Here is a 17414-nt window from a genome sequence, read left to right as displayed (position 1 = left end):
ATCTCCGATCACTGCGGCAGGCCGAGCAGCCGGCCCGCGTTCTCCTTGAGGATCTTGGGACGGACCTCGGGCTTGATGTCGAGCCGGTCGAAGTCGGCGATCCACCGGTCCGGGGTGATGAGGGGGAAGTCCGAGCCGAAGAGCACCTTGTCCTTCAGCAGCGTGTTCGCGTAGCGGACGAGGTTGGGCGGGAAATACTTGGGCGACCAGCCCGACAGGTCGATCCACACGTTGGACTTGTGGGTGGCGACCGCCAGGGCCTCGTCCTGCCAGGGGAACGACGGGTGCGCCAGCACGATCTGGAGATCGGGGAAGGCGGCGGCGACCTCGTCGAGGAGCATCGGGTTGGACAGGCCGAGCCGGATGCCGCCGCCTCCGGGGAGTCCGGCTCCGATCCCGGTCTGGCCGGTGTGGAAGACGGCCGGGACACCGAGTGCGGCGATGGCCTCGTACAGCGGGAAGACCGCGGGGTCGGTCGGGTCGAAGCCCTGCAGGCTGGGGTGGAACTTGAAGCCGCGGATGCCGTGCTCGCCGACCAGGCGCGCGGCGGCGGCGACGCCCGCTCTGCCGCGGAGGGGGTCGATGCTGGCGAAGGGGATGAGCACGTCGGGGTGCCGCGCCGCCGCCTCGGCCACGTACTCGTTGCTGATGGGCGGGTGGCCGGTGGCCCGGTGGTGGTCGACGGTGAAGACGACCGCGGCCATGTGGCGCTCGCGGTAGGTCTGGGCGATCTCGTCCACCGTCGGCGTGCGGTGGTCCGATCGGAAGTAGGCCGCGGAGGCCTCCATCAGGTCGCCGCCGAGTGAGGGATGGCCGTCGTCGTCCACCTCCACGTGCACATGCGTGTCCACGGCGGTGAGCGAGGCGAGCCTGATCCGCTGTGTCATGCGCGCCGCTCCTCGGGCTGGGGGACCGGCTCCCCTACGGACTGGACGTGCGGGCCGAAGGTCGTCGGCCAGGTCTCGGCCAGCGCGTCGGCGCTCCAGCCGTCGTCGGCGAACGCGCTGGCGACCTGGCTGGGATGGGACCAGAGGCTGACCCGGTCGCCGCCGACGCCGATGGCCTGCCCGGTGATGCCGGCCGCGGCGTCGGAGGCGAGGAACGTCACCACGCCGGCGGCGTCCTCGGGCGTGCCCAGGGCGAGGGCGCGGCGCGCGAAGGGCGAGAGCTTCCCGCCCCGGTCCAGCGCCTCGATGTGCGTACGCAGGAAGGGCACCGTCCTGGTCATCTCGGTGGCGGCCACCGGGATGACGGCGTTGACGGTGATGGCGGCCCGGGCGAGTTCCATGGCCCACGTGCGGACCATGCCGACGATGCCGGCCTTGGCCGCGGCGTAGTTGGTCTGGCCGAAGGTGCCGCGCTGGCCGGTCGGCGATCCGACACAGATGATGCGCCCTCCGTCGCCCTGCTCCCGCATGCGTACGGCCGCCGCGCGGGCGCAGGTGAAGGTGCCGCGGAGGTGGACGTGGACGACGGTGTCGAAGTCCTCGTCGCTCATCTTCCACAACACCGTGTCGCGCAGGACCCCGGCGTTGGCGACCATGACGTCGAGCCGCCCGAAGGCGGAGACGGCGCGGTCGACGAGCGCCTGGGCGGCTTCGCCGGTGCCGACCGCGGCGGCCTGGGCGACGGCGCTGCCGCCGGCCCGGGTGATCGACTCCGCCACGGCCCCGGCCGCCGCCTCGTCGATGTCGTTGACCACCACGTGCGCTCCCGCGGCCGCCAGGTCCCTGGCGTAGGCCAGTCCCAGCCCGCGTCCGGCGCCGGTGACCACGGCCACTTTTCCTCTCAGGTCGGCCATTGGCTCGCTCCCGTTGTCGCTGGTCTCGTTGGGTCTGGGCTGGACCGTACGCGGAAATGAATGATAATGTCAATGATTGAAGTTTTCGATCATTGACTACCTTCGACGAGAGGGTCGCCGTGCGTGGACAAGACGACGGGCTGCTTGACGACACCGGGTTTCTGCTGGCGCACGCCAGCGGCGTGATCGTGCGCATGACCAACGCCAGGCTCGCCCATCTCGACCTGCGGGTCCGTCACTACTCCGTCCTGGCGCTGGTGTGCGACCGCGACGGCCTGTCCCAGCGCGACATCGCCGAGTTCCTCGGCATGGATCCCAGCCCGGTGGTGTCGCTCGTCGACGCGCTGGAGGCCAGGGGCCTGGTGTCGCGGCGCCCCCACCCGTCCGACCGCCGGGCACGCGAGGTGCGGGCGACCTCCGACGGGCGCGCCATGCGGGACCGGGCGCGGGCCGATGTGGCCGCGGCACGTCAGGAGTTCCTGGCGCGGCTGACGCCCGGCGAGCGGGGCCAGCTGCTCACGATCCTCAGAAACCTGGCTCTCGACGGCTCCGGCCAGGGCCGTCCGGACAGGGAAGCGACCTCGGATGCTTAACCAGGGCCTGGGCTCATGGCCCCTCAGGCGTGCCCGCTCCTCGCCGCACCGGCGTGCTCTCGTGGCGGGTGCCGACGTACGGACCTACGCGAGCCTGGTCGAGCGGACCACCCGGTTCGCGCACGCGCTGCGCTCGATGGGCGTGGCGCACGGCGACCGGGTCGCCTACCTCGGGCCGAACGCGGCATCGCTCGTGGAGACCATGTTCGCCGCCCATCTGCTGGGGGCGGTGTTCGTGCCGCTCAACACCCGGCTCACGGCGGCGGAGCTGAGTTTCCAGCTGGACGACTGCGGCGCGTCCGTGCTGGTGCACGCCGCCGGTCACACCGGGGTGGTGGAGCAGTTGCAGGTGGCCGCCTCCCCCGTGCTCGTCACCGTCGGCGGCGCGTCCGCCTCCGACTTCGAGCAACGGCTGCAGGCTTCGCCCGCCGACCCCATCGACGAACCGGTCGGATCCGACGATCCTGCGATGATCCTCTACACCTCGGGCACCACGGGACGCCCGAAGGGCGCGGTCCTCACGCACGGCAACGTCATCTGGAACTGCATGAACGTGCTCGTCGAGCTCGACATCACCGGCGACGAGGTCACCCTGATCAGCGCGCCGCTGTTCCACGTCGCCGCGCTCAACATGACGCTCCTGCCGACCCTGCTCAAAGGCGGCTGCGCGGTGCTCATGACCGGCTGGGACGTCGACGACTGCTTCGACCTGGTCGAGCGGCATGGCGTCACCTGGATGTTCGGCGTCCCGACCATGTTCGCGGACCTGACACGATCACCCCGCTGGGGCTCGGCCGACCTGTCCTCGATCCGCTCCCTGCTCGCCGGGGGAGCGCCCGTGCCGACCGCGCTGATCACCGCGTACCAGCAGCGCGGGCTGCGGTTCCTGCAAGGGTACGGGCTCACCGAGGCGGCTCCCGGAGCGCTCATCGTCAGGGCGGAGATGAGCACGGCGAAAGTCGGCTCGGCCGGCGTTCCCCACTTCTTCTCCGACGTCCGCGTGGCACGTTCCGGCGCGGCCGGATCCGGCGCCACGGAGGGCGAGCTTCTCATCCAGGGCCCCACCGTCATGGCGGGCTACTGGGGCCGCCCCGACGCCACCGCGGCGGCCATCACGGAGGACGGCTGGATCCGGACCGGCGACCTGGGCCGGGTCGACGAGGACGGCTACTACTTCGTCGTCGGCCGCCTGAAGGAGATGTACATCTCCGGCGGAGAGAACGTCTATCCCGCCGAAGTGGAAACGGCTCTGCTGCGCCATCCCGCGGTGGAGGAGTGCGCGGTGATCGGGGTGCCCGACGGCCGATGGGGCGAGGTGGGGCGGGCCTTCGTCCGGGTGCGCCCCGACCACCGGGTCACCGAACACGAACTGCTGGCCTTCCTCGACGGCAGGCTGGCCAGGTACAAGATCCCCAAGACGGTGCGGTTCATGGACGAACTGCCCCGGACCGGGTCCGGCAAGATCCACCGCGACAAGCTGCGGTAACGGGCCATCGCCGTGCGCGACGACGTCCAGCGGCTCCGCCGGCCTCACGAACATCCGGGCACGCACCGAGCCCGGCCATGATGAAGGGAACACGATGTCGGAAGTCCTGATCGTCGGCGGCGGCTTCGCCGGAGTGTGGAGCGCGGCCGCCGCCGCCCGCGCGCGAGGTGACAAAGATCTGCGCATCACGCTCGTCGCGCCCAACGAGGACATGGTCCTGCGACCGCGCCTGCACAAGCTCGATCCCGGCTGGTCGCGCGTCGCGCTCAAGCGCGTCCTGGAGCCGATCGGCGTGACCCACCTGAGGGCGGAGGTCACGGACATCGACGTGCCGGGCTCGAAGGTCACCGCCGAGGGCCGCTCGATCGGCTACGACCGGCTGGTGCTGGCGGCCGGCAGCCGGCTCGTCCGGGCCCCGCTGCCGGGCGCGGAGCACCTCTTCGACATCGACACCGCCGACGGCGTGGCCAGGCTCAACGCTCACCTCGGCGACCGTACGGGCTTCACCGCCGTGGTCATCGGCTCCGGCTTCACCGGGCTGGAGATCGCCACCGAGCTGGCCGCCCGCGGGCGGGTGATCCTGCTGGAGCGCGCCGACGTCGTCGCGCCAGAACTGGGTCCTGGCCCCCGTCCCGCGATCACGGCGGCGCTGGCCGAGCTGGGCGTCGACGTACGCCTCGAAGTGAGCGCGGCGTCGGTCACCGGCCAGGGCGTCGTCCTGGCGGACGGCAGCGAGATCCAGGCCGACGCCGTCATCTGGACGGCGGGCATGCGGGCCCACCCCATGACCGAGCAGATCCCCGCGGAGCGCGACCGGCTCGGCCGGCTGCTGGTCGATCGCCATCTGCGGGTCTCCGGCGAGGTGTTCGCCGCCGGCGACGTCGCCGCCGCCCTGGCCGACGCCGATCACCACACGGTGCAGAGCTGCCAGTTCGCCACCCCCATGGGGAAGGCGGCAGGTCACAACGCCGCCGCCGACCTGCTCGGCCTGCCGCTGGTCGAGTTCGCTCCCGACCCGTACGTCACGTGCCTCGACCTCGGCGCAGCCGGCGCCGTGTTCACGACCGGATGGGACCGCGCGGTGGCGCTGACCGGACAGCAGGCCAAGGAGCTGAAGGGGACGATCCTGGACGTGATCCACCCTCCGCTCGACGACGCCGACGAGATCCTCGCGCAGGCCGGCCGGCAGAGCAACGAGGTGGCCGGCTGACGTCGAGAACGGTGCGGGCCGATGGATGTCCATCGGCCCGCACCGTCGTTTCCGCGCCGGAGTTCAGAGCCGCGCGGGATCGGCGCCACGGCGGCTGACCCCGGCGAGGCCGACGGCGATGAGCAGCGCCGCGCCGTTGAAGACCTGGCTCACCCAGGAGGGCGCCCCGACCAGGGTCAGGCCGCTGACGCTGACGGCGACGAACAGGACCCCGATGACGGTCCCCAGCACGGAGGGCCGTCCCACCTCGATGACGATCGTGCTGAGGAACACCGCCGTCAGCGCGGGGAACAACATGTTCATTCCGTTGTCCGACGTCGCGGCTCCCTGGCGGGCCAGCAGCAGCACGCCGGCGACACCGGAGACCAGGCCCGACAGCGCGAACGACAGGAACTTGATCCTGGTGACGTTCAGGCCCACCAGGTGCGCCGCGCTCGCGTTGGAACCGACGGCGAACAGGTGACGGCCGAGCGGGGTGTGCCGCATCACGAACCACACCGCCACGGCGATCGACGCCGCCGCCAGCACGATCCGGGGGATGCCGAACACCGACAGGGAGCCCAGATCGGTGAGCGTCTCGGGGATGTCCTTGCTGATCTGCAACCCGTTCGTGTACGCGAAGACGGCACCGCCCAGCAGGGTCGCCATGCCCAGGGTCGCGATGAACGGGTTGATCCCGTACCTGGCCACCAGGAGGCCGAGCACGGCGCCGGCGACCACTCCGGACGCGACGGCCAGCAGGATCGCCACGACGAGCGGCAGCCCGAAATGGGACACCGAGGCCGCCGCCACGACGGACGACGTCGCGGTGACGGCGCCCACGGAGAAGTCGAAGGACCCCGCCGCCATGGGGAAGAGCAGGGCCAACGCCACGGTCAGGCCCACCGCCTGGCTGGCCAGCACCGAGGTGATGTTCGCCGCGCTGCGGAACGCCTCACCCGAGGACGGCAGCAGGGCGAAGAACACGACCATCGCGACGAGCAACAGGAGCAGGCCGTAGCGTTCGACGACACCGGCCAAGGACCGGTCACGGCGGGTTTCCGCGACAGGCGTCCCGCGCGGGGCCTGGGCCTGGTCCGGCAGCACGGCCGAGCGGGGCGAAGCGTCAGTCATGGGCCGGCTCCTTGGAAGTGGTCTGGGTGAGTTCGGCGATGGCGGCCTCCGTGAGCCGGGGGCCGGTGAGCTCGGCGATCGGCGAACCGTCACGGAGCACGATCACGCGATGGCACAACGACTCCAGCTCCTCGAAGTCCGACGACACGACCAGCGCGGCGTTGCCCCTGGCCACGTGCTCCCTGATGAGCTCGTGGATGTCGGCCCGCGCCATCGCGTCGACGCCCTGGGTGGGTTCGTCGAGCAGCAGCAGGCGGGGATCGAGCCGCAGCCATCTCGCGAGCACGGCCTTCTGCTGGTTGCCCCCGGACAGGTGGGCGAAGGGGGCGTTCGGGGTGGCCGTGCGGATGCCGAAGATCCCGATCAGGCGCGTGGCGTCGCGCCGCTCGGACGCGCGCGCCATCCGCCAGCCCGACCAGTACGCGCTGATGGCCGTCGCGGAGACGTTCTCCCACAGCGGCAGGCCGGCGAAGGCGGCGTCCCTGCCGCGATCTTCGGGCACCAGGGCGACGCCGCGGCGGATGGCGTCCCTGGGGGACCGGAGCCGGACGGGCGCCCCGTCGACCTCGAATCCGCCGCGCTCCACGCGTGCGCTGCCGAAGAGGGCCCGCAGCAGCGTCGAACGGCCCGACCCGAGCAGGCCGGCGACCCCCACGATCTCGTGGCGCCGCACGGTCAGGTCGACGTCGCGCAGCGGGCCCGCCGCCAGGCCGCTGACCCTCAGGACCGTTCTCGCCCCGGCCTCCGGCACCCCGCGGGGCAGCGGCTTTCGCGCCTCCTGACCGGTCATGAGCGCCACGATCCGGGCCTCGTCCAGGCCGGCGGTGGAGCGCTCCGCGACCACCACCCCGTCGCGGAGCACCGAGACGCGGTCCGCTATCTCGAGCACCTCCGACAGGCGATGGCTGACATAGACGATCGTCTGGCCCCGGCTCTGACACCGGCGGATCGCCTCCAGGAGGACCTCGGCCTCGTGCTGCGGCAGGCTGGCGGTGGGCTCGTCGAGCACGAGCGTCACGTGACTGCCCTCGTCGCTGTCGCGCAGCGCCCGGGCGATGGCCACCAGCGTGCGATCGCTCGGCCGGAGATCGCGCACCAGAGCGTGCGGATCGACGTCGACGTGCGCGCGTTCCAGGATCTGGCGGGTCGCTCGGCGCAGCCCGCGCCAGGAGATGGCCAGCCCCGCCCGCCGCGGATAGCCGCCTTCGAGCGCGAAGTTCTCGCTGACCGTCAGATCGGGGACGAGCCCCAGGTCCTGATGGACGAAGCGGAGCCCGGCCTGGCGCGCGATCGCCGGGCCGTAGGACCCCGCGGCGTGCGTCCGGCCGTGGATGGCGATCGTGCCGCCCTGGTCGGCCGGGTGAACACCGGCGAGGATCTTCAGCAGCGTCGACTTGCCGGACCCGTTGCCACCGAGGAGAGCGTGGACGGACCCGGGAGCGATGGTGCAGCCCACGTTCCGCAACACCCGTACGCCGTCGAAGGTCTTGTTGATGCCGGTCAGCCGGATGGCTGTCGTGGACGGGCCGCCTTTCATCGTGACGAGCCGTTCCACGTCTTGCCGTAGAGGCCGGCGTAGTCGACGGGGCCGACGTACTCGGAGCCGGGGGCGGGGAGGTTGTGCTCCTGGTCCACGATCTGGATGCCGACGCCTCCGGGGACGAGCTCGTCGTCGTTGAAGACGCGGTTCATGGCGTCGATCGTCGTGTAGGCGCGGTAGGCGTTCGACGCGCCGAGGCAGAACTGCTGGCCCTTGCCGCTGCGGATGTAGTCCAGGTTGTCGATCTGGCACTCGTTGCCGATCACCACCAGGTCCTTGCGCGGGCTGGACACCAGCGCCGGCTGGATGCCCGCCACGAAGAAGTGGTCGACGTCGACCGCGACGACGTTGGCCTGCGGCACCTGCACCAGCGCGGTCTCGAACTTCTGGCGGATGTTCGGGACGTCCGCGGGCGCGATCTTGACCGTGCTGACGATCTCGCAGCCGCCGCAGTCGGCGATCCGGTCCGCGAACCCCTTGGCCACGTACTCGCCGAACGCGATGCCGTGGAAGGCGATGTGCAGCACCTTGGCCTTGCCCTGGGTTCGCGCGATGGCGAGATCGGCTCGCATCGTGCCCAGCCGGGTGTAGAAGGCGGCGAGGTCCGGCATGCTCGCGCTGTAGCCGGCCGGGGCGTCGAAGAGCGGTGAGCTGCCGTCCTGCGTGGGGTCGTCGCAGTCGAACCCGCTGAAGGAGGCGATCTTCACGCCGGCCTTCCTCGCCTCCACGAGGGCCTGCCGTACGGGGGCGCAGTCCACCGACACCAGCACGATGCCGCTGGCGCCGGCCGCCGTGGCCTGGCGGACGCAGGCGGCCATGCCGCCGTTGGCGTTGTTCAGGCCGTCGCACGTGTGCGCCTTCCAGCCCAGCGCGGTGGCCGCCTCGGTGAGTTGTTCGGCCTGGTAGGCCAGCGCGCGGACCTGCTGCCAGGCTGTGATCACCCAGATGTTCTTGCCCGCCGCGGGCTTGGGCCCCGACTTCGGCGGCTCGGAGTAGTCCCCGGCGTAGCCGTTCTCGACGGCCTTCGTGGCGGCGTCGAGCACCGCGGCGGACGTGCTCGACGAGGTGTCCGCGCCGCCGTGCGACGTGGTCGTGCCGCATGCCGCCAGTGCGAGGCAGGCGGTGAGCAGGAGGCCGAGGAAGGGGGTGCGGGAATACCTTGGAGTGTTGACCATGGCGGTGATTCCTTGATGGGGCCATGCTCCCGTCGGAGAGACGGTTGAGCGTGAGGGGAGAGCGGTTCAGGAGCTGTAGCGGGGCGGGCGTGCGGCGGGCCAGCCCGCCAGCGCCTGCATGTCGCCGGCCAGGCTGATCAGCGTGGCCTCGTCGAACGGCGCGCCGATCAACTGCGCGCCGATGGGAAGCCCGTCGGCTGCGACGTGGACGGGCAGGCTGATGGCCGGCAGGCCTGTGACGCTGGCCACCGCGGTGAAGGAGACCATGGCCAGGGCGCTGGGCATCGCCGTGTCCGGATGCCGGTTGGCGTCGTCCAGCACCGTGCCGAGGCGTGGTGGCGGGCCCGCCATGGTGGGAGTGAGCAGCACATCGAAGTCGCGTCCCCACTGGGCGACCACCTGCCGCGACTCGGCCTGCAGCCGCGCCACGGCCTGCACGTACTGGCCGGCGTCGATGCCCCGCACCCGTTCCCACCGGTGCCGGTTGTACGGCTCGGCGGCCTCCGGGTCGTCGAAGGGATGGACATAGAGCGAGGCGGCGATGACCTTCTCCACGTAGGCCTGCGCGCCTTCAGGGCTGAGGAGGAACGGAGTGACGGGGAAGACCTCGTGCCCCAGCTCTTCGAGCAGGGCGCCGGCGGCCAGGGCGCTGTTGACGCACTCGGGGTCGACCGGCAGCCCGGTGGGGGCGTCGAGGAGCAGGCCGACCCGCAACCGCTCCGTCTCGCGTCCCAGCTCCGCCGCGAACGGGCGGCCGGGGACGGGCGCCTGGAACCAGGCGAGCGGATCGGGGGCGCAGAGCGCGTCCAGTATCGTCGCGACGTCCTCGACGTAGCGGCAGATGACCCCCTCGGTGGTGCAGTATTCCCACCACGACTGGGCGCGTTGCGGTATCCGCGCCCGGCTGGGCTTCAGCCCGACCAGGCCGCAGGCGGAGGCCGGCATGCGGAGCGATCCGCCGCCGTCGTTGCCGTGGGCCACGGGGGCCATGCCCGCCGCGACGGCGGCGGCCGCCCCGCCGCTCGAACCCGCGGGGGAACGGGTGAGATCCCACGGATTGGCGGTCCGCCCGTAGCGGGCGTTCTCCGTGACGGGCAGCGTGCCCATCTCGGGGGTGTTGGTCCGGCCCATGAGAATGAAGCCGGCGTGCAGGAGCCGGTCGATGACCAGGTCGTTCGTCGTCCTCGGGGCGTCGGAGACACCTCGCGATCCCATCGTGTTGGGCTGCCCCGCCACCGAGGTCAGGTCCTTGATCGGTATCGGGACCCCGTGGAACGGTCCGATCCGGTCGCCGGACATCAGCGCCCGCTCGGCCGCGCGGGCGGCGGTCATGACCTCCTCGTCGTTGCGCCAGACGATCGCGTTGATCTCCGGATCGAGCCGGTCGATCCTGTCCAGGTAGACGGTGGCGGCCTCGGCCGGGCTGAGCTCGCGGGCACGGATCGCTCCGGCTAGCCGCACCGCGGACACGAACGGGTCCATGGGTTGCCTCCCATCACGGCTCCACGCCGGTGCCCCGACAGCCGGCCGGCAGCCCGGTCGTGAAGTCGTGGCGCAGGCGCTGTCTCGGTGATCCCGGTGAGCCGCCCGACCGGGCGGGCATGTCCCTCCGCACGCCGTCTACGTGCGTAGATGTGCTCGACATGGGGACACGTTAAGCCGCACGTTCCGCAGAGGCGTACCTAATTCTGCTATGGAGAACAAACGTCGTATGCGCTCGGGCCGGGCACGGTCCGTCCATCGCGTCCATGCCGTCGCCCGGGCTCGATCCGGTGGCCGGCCGCTGCCGCCGGAAGGTTCTCATGCCACTTCGCTCGTCATCGCGTCGACGTACAGCAGGGGAAGGCGCAGCACGAACCGGGCGCCGCCCATGTCCGATTCCTGGGCGGTCAGCGTGCCGCTGTGGGCTTCGGCGATGGCCAGGGCGATGGGCAGGCCGAGCCCGGAACCGCCGTGGCCGCGGCCGCGGGCGCTGTCGGTCCTGGCGAAGTGGTTGAAGACCCGTTCGCGCTCCTGCGGGGGAACGCCCAGGCCGTCATCGTCGACCAGGACCAGGACCTCGCCGTCCTCGCTGAGGACCGAGACCCGCACCGCCGACCTGCCATGGCGTTCGGCATTGTCCAGCAGGTTGCCGAGCAGGCGGGCGAGGGTGCCGCTGACGCCGCCCACGATCAAGCCCTCTTCCAGGTCCAGATGGATGGGCAGGACGTGGGGCCGCTCGCCGACCTCCTCCCTGACGAGATCGGCCACGTCGATGGCCAGGAGCGGTTCCGGGGAGCCGGCGTCCAGCCTGGCGAGCATCAGCATGTCGCCGATGATGGCCTGGATCCGGTCCACCTCCCGCAGGGCATGGCGTACGAGGTCGTCCAGGTCGGTCTGGCCGGGGTGCATGCGCGCTTCCTCCAGCCGCAACCGGAGGCCGGCCAGGGGAGTGCCCAGCTCGTGCGAGGCATCGGTGACGAACTGTCGATTCTGTGCCCGCATCCGCTCCACCAGATGCTCCATCCGCGCGACGAGGGTGGCGATCTCGCCGCAGTCATCGGCTGTGGTCATGAATCCTCCACTGAGTCGTGATCTTCAGCATGCCGGTCGCGAAGCCGCTTCCGACACCGTGGAAATACGCATTCGCCACGGCTTTCTCAGGCGGCGTCCTCGGCTCCGAACTCGCCGGCGACCTCGAACCAGACGACCTTGCCCGTCCTCGTGCAGTCCACGCCCCACCCGCGGGACAGCGTTTCCAGCAGGAACAGGCCCCGCCCGTTCTCCTCGTCAGGGCCGGACAGCCGGGCGGGAGGCAGCGGCGTGGCCGCGCCGTGCTCTTCGACCTCCAGCCGCAGAGCACCGTCCTCGTCGCTCATACGGACGTGCACCGGCTCGTCGGTGTGGGCGAGCGCGTTGGCGAGCACCTCGGAGACGAGCAGTTCGGCGGTGGTGCTCTCGTCGGCGAATCCCCACTGCCGCGCCTGCGCACCCACGCTGTGCCGCGCCTGCGGCACCGAAGCGACGATGGGCGGGAAGAGCCACGACGCCCGGCGGCGCCTGTCGCAGCAGGCGCAGGCCCGCAAGGGCGGGGTTCGCGGGTGACGATGTGCTGGCTGGTATGTGGCATGACGCCGCGGCTCTCTCCGGATGCGGCGAGGCGCCTCGCTCTCGAACCTGTTCATGGCGCCCACTCCCTGTGACCTGTACGGATTCCTGACATCTCCATCGTGCGGCGGCCCGCTACGGGGCATAACCGGGGAATTGCCTATTTGGGGCATGCGTACGTGTGTAGGGGACCGCGTGCCGGGTAGAGCCGCGACGATTGGGAGTCGCGAGCCCGAAGGCGGGGATCGCACGAAAGGGCAGGTTGCGGGGGAAAACGTGGCTTCACGGGCGGCGTTGAGGCAGGCGACCGACAACCTTCCGGCGGACAGCAAGGACATCGTCGGGCGCCGACGCGAGGCCGCCGACGTCAAACGGCTGCTGTCGTCCACGCGGCTGCTGACGCTCACGGGCCCTGGCGGGGTGGGCAAGACCCGGCTGGCCGTCTACATGGCGGCCACGATGCGTCGCGCCTTCTCCAACGGCGTGTGGCTGGTGCAACTCGCCTTGCTGCAGGATGGCAAGCTGCTGGACCGCGCGGTGGCCGAAACCCTGGGCGTGCATGACATGACGTCACGTTCCTCCCTTGATGCGCTGATCGGCCATTTGCGCGGCAAACAGACGCTGCTGGTGCTGGACAACTGCGAGCACCTGATCGACGCGTGCGCCGCTTTCGCCGATGCGCTGATCCGTGCGGTTCCGGACGTGCGGATCCTGGCGACCAGCCGGGAAGCGCTGGGCATCCCGTCCGAAGTTCGTTATGTCGTGCCACCACTGTCGCTGCCGCCGGACGGTCACGGGCCGGCGGCCGCTGACACGGGCCGGGGTGAGGCGGTGACGCTGTTCCTGGAACGCGCCAGAGCCATCGATCCGTCATTCGAGCCGGCGGCCGGCCACGACGGCGCGGCCGAGCTGTGCCGGCTCGTCGACGGCATCCCGCTCGCCATCGAACTGGCGGCGGTGCAACTGCGGGTCCTCTCCCTCGACCAGATCGTCGAGCGGCTGGGCGATCACCTGGATCTCTTCACACAGGGCTACCGGACCGCTGTGCCCAGGCACCAGACGCTGGGCGCGACGGTGGCCTGGAGTTTCGAGCTGTGCTCGCCTCAGGAGCAGACGCTCTGGCAGCGTCTCACCGTCTTCTCCGGCGGCTTCGACCTGGACGCGGCCGAGGAGGTGTGCTCGGGTGACGGGCTGGCACGCGAGGAGCTCCTGCCGCTGCTCGCGGCGCTCATCGACAAGTCCGTCCTGACCTCCGAGCGCAGCGGCGCCCGGTTGCGCTACAGGATGCTGGAGTTGCTCCGCCAGTACGGCTCGGAGCGGCACATCGCCGGCGGTTCCGAGGCGCGGGTACGCCGCCGCCACCTGGACCACTACCGGCGGCTGAGCGAGCGGACGCAGGCCGGCTGGTTCACCCCCCTGCAGGCCGACCACTACACCAGCGTGGTCCGCGAGATGCCCAACTTCCGGGTGGCGCTCGAGACCTCGCTCGGAGATCCGGCACTGGCCGTGACCGGGCTGGAGATCATCACCCGGCTCTATGGCTACTGGGTCTACTCAGGCGGCTTCAGCGAGGCGCGTTACTGGCTCGACCGCGCGCTCCAGCTTGTGCAGGGTGCGCGCCCGGCGCGGTTCAGGGCGCTGGCGACGGCGGCGTTGTTCGCCCTGATGCAGGGGAAGGTGGACGTGGCGACCCCGCTGATCGCCGACTGCTCCGCGCTGGCCCGCGACTGGCAGGACGGCAGCGCGCAGGCCATGGAGAAGTGCCTGTCGGGCCGGCTCGCTCTCCTGCTGGGCGACCATCGCGGTGCGGTCGACCAACTGGAGGAGGCCGTCCGCTGGTATGAGGAGAACACCGGCGTCCTCGCCAGGGAAGACGTGCTGCAGGGCCCGTTCCTGCCCGCCTTCTACCTGGCCCTGGCGGCGGCCTTCGGACGTGACCCACGTGCCGCCGCGTTCGCGGCCCGATGCCGGAAGACAGCGGAGGACGCCGGGGCGCAGGGAGAGATCTCCATGGGGGTGTGGGTCAGCGGCATCGAGCGGTGGCTGGCGGGGGAGACGGAGGCCGCGCTGGAGTTGTTCCGTACGAGCATCCGCATCGGCCGCGCCATCGGATACCGCTACGGCGCGGCATGGGCCATCGAGTCCCTGGCCTGGGCGACGGCCGCGCAAGGACGAGACGATCGGGCCGCCCGCCTGCTCGGTGCCGCCGCGTCGATCCGCGAGATCCTGGGGCTGTCGTTGCCCGGCTTCCAGGTCTACTCCGGCGCGCACCAGGAGTGCGAGGCGGCGGTGCGCGAACGGCTGGGTGAGGAGGCGTTCGAGGCGGCTGCCGAGGAGGGGGCTGGTCTCGACATCGACGAGGCCGTCGCCTACGCCTTGGAGGATCCGGCGGATCCGGCGGATCCGGCGGATCCGCCGGATCCGGTCAGGGCCGGCGCCGAGGCCGCGCCGAGACAACCGGCTGAGGCCACGGAGCTGACACCGCGCGAGCTGGAGGTGGCCGGCCTCATCGCGCAGGGCGTGCGCAACAAGGAGATCGCCGCCCGGCTGGTCATATCGACCCGCACCGCGGAGGGACATGTGGAGCACATATTGACCAAGCTCGGCTTCACGTCGCGCACCCAGATCGCTGCCTGGTACTTCGACCGTGCCGCGCCGCCGCCGGAGGACTAGGCGGGAGGGAGCGGGGGAGGCGCGGTGCTCTCGCGTACGACGAGGTCGGTGGCCAGCTCGACGCGGCTCTGTGGCGGCTGCTCGCCGTTGACCAGCTTCAGCACCATGGAGGTGGCCGCGGCGGCCATCTCGGCGAGGGGCTGGCGGACGGTCGTCAACGGCGGGATGGCCCACCGCATCGAAGGCATGTCGTCGAAGCCGATCACGCTGAGATCGTCCGGGACGCGCAGGCCGAGCCGGTGGGCCGCGTGATAGACGCCGATGGCCTGGCCGTCGTTCGTGGCGAAGATCGCAGTCGGCCGGTCGGGCAGGCGCAGCATGCGGTGCCCCTCGGCCAGGCCGCCCTCGATCAGGAAGTCCCCCCGCCCGACCAGCTCCGGATCGACGGGCACGCCGGCCATGTCGAGGGCGGTGCGGTAGCCGTCGAGACGGGCCCGGCTGGACAGCGCGGAGTCCGGCCCGGTGATGATGCCGATGCGGCGATGCCCGAGCCCGAGGAGGTGGCGGGTGGCCGCGAGCCCGCCGTTCCAGTTGCCGGCCCCCACCGACGGGATGTTCCGCGCGGGAGCGTCGGCCGGATCCAGCAGGACGAGCGGGATCTCGCGGAGCGCGAGCTGTTCGTGCTGGGTTTCCGTCAGGCAGGAGAACACCGCGATCACACCGCTCGGGCGGCGCCGTAACACGCCCTCCAGCCAGGCGTCCGCGGCGCTTCGGTCGCAGCACAGGTCCGATATCCCCACCGTGAGCTCGTGCTCCCGCGCGACCCGCGCCACACCTTTGGTGATCTCGACGGGATAGTCGCCCTCCAGCGCGTGGAAGACCAGCTCGACCAGGGCCGTCGGCGTGGACCGGCGGCGCTGTCGCCGGTAGCCGTGCCGCCGGATGAGCTCCTCCACGGCGGCGCGGGTTTCGGACGACACCTGCGACCGGCCGTTCACGACCTTGGAGACCGTCGCGGTGGACACGCCCGCCAGCTCGGCGAGCTGGGCGATGGTGAGGGGGGACGACTCCGTGGTCATGGCGGCAGTCTAATCACGGGGTACGGGGCCCCGGGGGGGGGGGGGGGGGCGCCCAGCCCCCCCCCCCCCCCCCCCCCCCCCCCCCCCCCCCCCCTCCCCCCCCCCCCCCCCCCCCCCCCCCCCCCACCCCGGCCCTCATGGTCCTGATCGTGTGCCGTGACAGCGCCCATCCGATGGGGCCGTGAACGTCAGGACCATCAGAGCCGGGGTCACATCGTCAGCGCTGCAGGGTCAGCAGCCCTGGACGGTAGGGCAGGAGGCCGTAGTCGCCACCGGAGTTGGGGCTGCGGCCCTGGTAGAGCAGTTGCAGGTTGCAGGGGTCGACGGTGAAGGTCTGGTCGGCGCTCGCCCGGATCAGCTCGCCGTGGCTGATGTCGTTGGTCCAGGTGGCGCCGCTGTTGGCCTTGCCGGCGAACGGGTTGCCCTCGCTCGCGGCCTGCGGCGTCCACGAACCGTTCAGGCTGGTCGCCGTGAACGAGCGGAAGTAGCGGCCCTGCGAGCCGATCGCCTCGACGAGCATCAGGTACTTGTTCTGGCCCTGAAGCTTGTAGACCTGAACGCCTTCGAACAGGTTGTTCGTCGAGTCGCTCATGATCACCGTCGAGGACGAGCCGAAGTTGCCGGGGAAGTTCCCGATCGGCATGCTCGCCCGGTAGATCCTGCCGTTGTCGCCGGCGAAGAACAGGTACATGTTCGTGCCGTCACCGATGAGCGTCTGGTCGATGGGGCCGGTGCCGGAGCCGGAGATGCTGCCGGTGAACAGCGGCTGCTCCGCCGACCAGCCGTTGGGGTTGGCCGGGTCGGTCGAGGTCCGGTAGGAGAACGGCGTGCTGCCCCACTGGTAGGCGAGCACCCAGACGTTCCTCGGGGCGAAGTAGAACAGGGTGGGCGCGACGGTGCTGGAGGACATGGCGTTCTGGCTGGCCGAGGCCATCTCCGACCAGTTGCTGAACGGGCTGAAGTTCATCGAGCCCCAGCGCGTGCCGGTGTCGTGTGTCGTCGCGTAGACCAGGTGCCTGCCGTTGTAGGGGGCGACGGTGAAGTCCTTGAGCGAGACCCAGCCCGACCTCGGCGTCGCCAGCGCTCCCGTCGAGGTCCAGCGGTAGCTCGACGGAAGGTCGCACTCGCCGGGCTCGCCGGGGTCGCCGCCGTCGTCGACCCGGACGAGCTGCCATTGCTGGTTGGCGCCGCCCCAGTCGTCGTACTGGACGATGTTGGCGCCGTCGGCGGTGGAGGCGCCCTGGACCTCCAGTGCCTTGTTGCTGTGGCGGGAGATGAACCGCACGTGGCCGTCGGAGCTGTCGGCCAGGCGCCACTGCTGGTTGTTGCCGTTGTGGTCGCTCCACTGGACGATGGCGCCGCCGTTGGCGGTGGAGAAGTTGTAGACGTCGAGGACCTTGCCGGAGTGGCGGGACTTGATGCGGTAGTAGCCGCCGCCGGAGTCGACGAACTGCCACTGCTGCTGGTTGCCGTTGTTGCGGCTCCACTGGGTGATGCGGGCGCCGTCGTTGGTGGCGAGGTTGTAGACGTCGAGGGCCTTGCCGCTGTTGCGGTTGACCAGGACGTACCACGCGTTGGTGTCGACGGTGGCCGCGCCGGCCGGCTGGGCCTGCAGGCCGACGAGCAGGCTCGCCAGTAAGGTGGCCACCGCCGCGAGGACGGACAGGGATCTGGATTTCGCCATGGGTGGTTGGTGCCTTCCTGTGTGTCGATGTGT

At 71.0% G+C, this 17414-nt stretch carries 14 protein-coding genes; 4 read left to right on the top strand and 10 right to left on the bottom strand.

The genetic code is table 11. The features are described from left to right. Window positions 1–8: 8 nt before the first annotated feature. A complete protein-coding gene (locus ACZ6SA_RS22510) occupies window positions 9–887 on the bottom strand; it encodes an amidohydrolase family protein (RefSeq protein ID WP_465830095.1) in 879 nt (292 codons plus the stop codon). Continuing rightward, the gene (locus ACZ6SA_RS22505; RefSeq protein WP_347643510.1) at window positions 884–1801 is read right to left on the bottom strand and encodes an SDR family NAD(P)-dependent oxidoreductase; all 918 of its coding nucleotides are present in this window, start codon (window positions 1799–1801) and stop codon (window positions 884–886) included. The genes ACZ6SA_RS22510 and ACZ6SA_RS22505 overlap by 4 nt, the downstream gene beginning before the upstream one ends. 119 nt (window positions 1802–1920) lie before the next feature. Between ACZ6SA_RS22505 and ACZ6SA_RS22500 the strand changes: the two genes are divergently transcribed. The 3 genes from ACZ6SA_RS22500 (at window position 1921) to ACZ6SA_RS22490 (ending at window position 5090) form a co-directional block, all read left to right on the top strand. Further along, window positions 1921–2394, top strand: a complete 474-nt coding sequence (locus tag ACZ6SA_RS22500) for a MarR family winged helix-turn-helix transcriptional regulator (protein WP_347643511.1) — start codon at window positions 1921–1923, stop codon at window positions 2392–2394. After that, the gene (menE, locus tag ACZ6SA_RS22495) at window positions 2387–3880 is read left to right on the top strand and encodes an o-succinylbenzoate--CoA ligase (protein ID WP_465830092.1); all 1494 of its coding nucleotides are present in this window, start codon (window positions 2387–2389) and stop codon (window positions 3878–3880) included. The genes ACZ6SA_RS22500 and menE overlap by 8 nt, the downstream gene beginning before the upstream one ends. A 94-nt stretch (window positions 3881–3974) precedes the next feature. Next, a complete protein-coding gene (locus ACZ6SA_RS22490; RefSeq protein WP_347643513.1) occupies window positions 3975–5090 on the top strand; it encodes an NAD(P)/FAD-dependent oxidoreductase in 1116 nt (371 codons plus the stop codon). A 63-nt stretch (window positions 5091–5153) separates the two neighbouring features. Here ACZ6SA_RS22490 and ACZ6SA_RS22485 read toward each other — a convergent pair whose 3' ends face one another. The 6 genes from ACZ6SA_RS22485 to ACZ6SA_RS22460 form a co-directional block, all read right to left on the bottom strand. Next, window positions 5154–6203 (bottom strand): ABC transporter permease, encoded by a 1050-nt coding sequence (locus ACZ6SA_RS22485; protein WP_347643514.1) that lies wholly within the window; start codon window positions 6201–6203, stop codon window positions 5154–5156. Further along, a complete protein-coding gene (locus ACZ6SA_RS22480) occupies window positions 6196–7758 on the bottom strand; it encodes a sugar ABC transporter ATP-binding protein (protein WP_465830089.1) in 1563 nt (520 codons plus the stop codon). The genes ACZ6SA_RS22485 and ACZ6SA_RS22480 overlap by 8 nt, the downstream gene beginning before the upstream one ends. After that, window positions 7737–8918 carry a sugar ABC transporter substrate-binding protein gene (locus ACZ6SA_RS22475; RefSeq protein WP_465830087.1) on the bottom strand — a complete coding sequence of 394 codons (1182 nt, stop codon included), beginning with the start codon at window positions 8916–8918 and terminating at the stop codon, window positions 7737–7739. Before ACZ6SA_RS22475 ends, ACZ6SA_RS22480 begins: the two co-directional genes overlap by 22 nt. A gap of 66 nt (window positions 8919–8984) precedes the next feature. Beyond that, on the bottom strand, window positions 8985–10400 hold the full coding sequence (locus ACZ6SA_RS22470) for an amidase (protein ID WP_465830085.1): 1416 nt from the start codon (window positions 10398–10400) through the stop codon (window positions 8985–8987). 318 nt (window positions 10401–10718) lie between these two features. Next, on the bottom strand, window positions 10719–11471 hold the full coding sequence (locus ACZ6SA_RS22465) for a sensor histidine kinase (RefSeq protein WP_347643518.1): 753 nt from the start codon (window positions 11469–11471) through the stop codon (window positions 10719–10721). A gap of 86 nt (window positions 11472–11557) precedes the next feature. Next, entirely contained in the window at window positions 11558–11914 is a 357-nt protein-coding gene (locus ACZ6SA_RS22460) for an ATP-binding protein (protein WP_465830082.1), read from the bottom strand. Window positions 11915–12281: 367 nt separating this feature from the next. On the opposite strand from ACZ6SA_RS22460, the gene ACZ6SA_RS22455 reads away from it, so the two are divergent. Beyond that, window positions 12282–14678 (top strand): ATP-binding protein, encoded by a 2397-nt coding sequence (locus ACZ6SA_RS22455; protein ID WP_465830080.1) that lies wholly within the window; start codon window positions 12282–12284, stop codon window positions 14676–14678. Here ACZ6SA_RS22455 and ACZ6SA_RS22450 read toward each other — a convergent pair. Together ACZ6SA_RS22450 and ACZ6SA_RS22445 are read right to left on the bottom strand one after the other, a co-directional pair. Beyond that, window positions 14675–15697, bottom strand: a complete 1023-nt coding sequence (locus tag ACZ6SA_RS22450; RefSeq protein ID WP_347643521.1) for a LacI family DNA-binding transcriptional regulator — start codon at window positions 15695–15697, stop codon at window positions 14675–14677. The genes ACZ6SA_RS22455 and ACZ6SA_RS22450 overlap by 4 nt on opposite strands. A 217-nt stretch (window positions 15698–15914) precedes the next feature. Continuing rightward, window positions 15915–17381, bottom strand: a complete 1467-nt coding sequence (locus tag ACZ6SA_RS22445) for a non-reducing end alpha-L-arabinofuranosidase family hydrolase (protein ID WP_465830078.1) — start codon at window positions 17379–17381, stop codon at window positions 15915–15917. Between the last annotated feature and the right edge of the window lie 33 nt (window positions 17382–17414).

The organism is Nonomuraea sp. NPDC049378, assembly GCF_055586745.1.
This window is presented reverse-complemented; position numbering and strand designations above follow the sequence as displayed.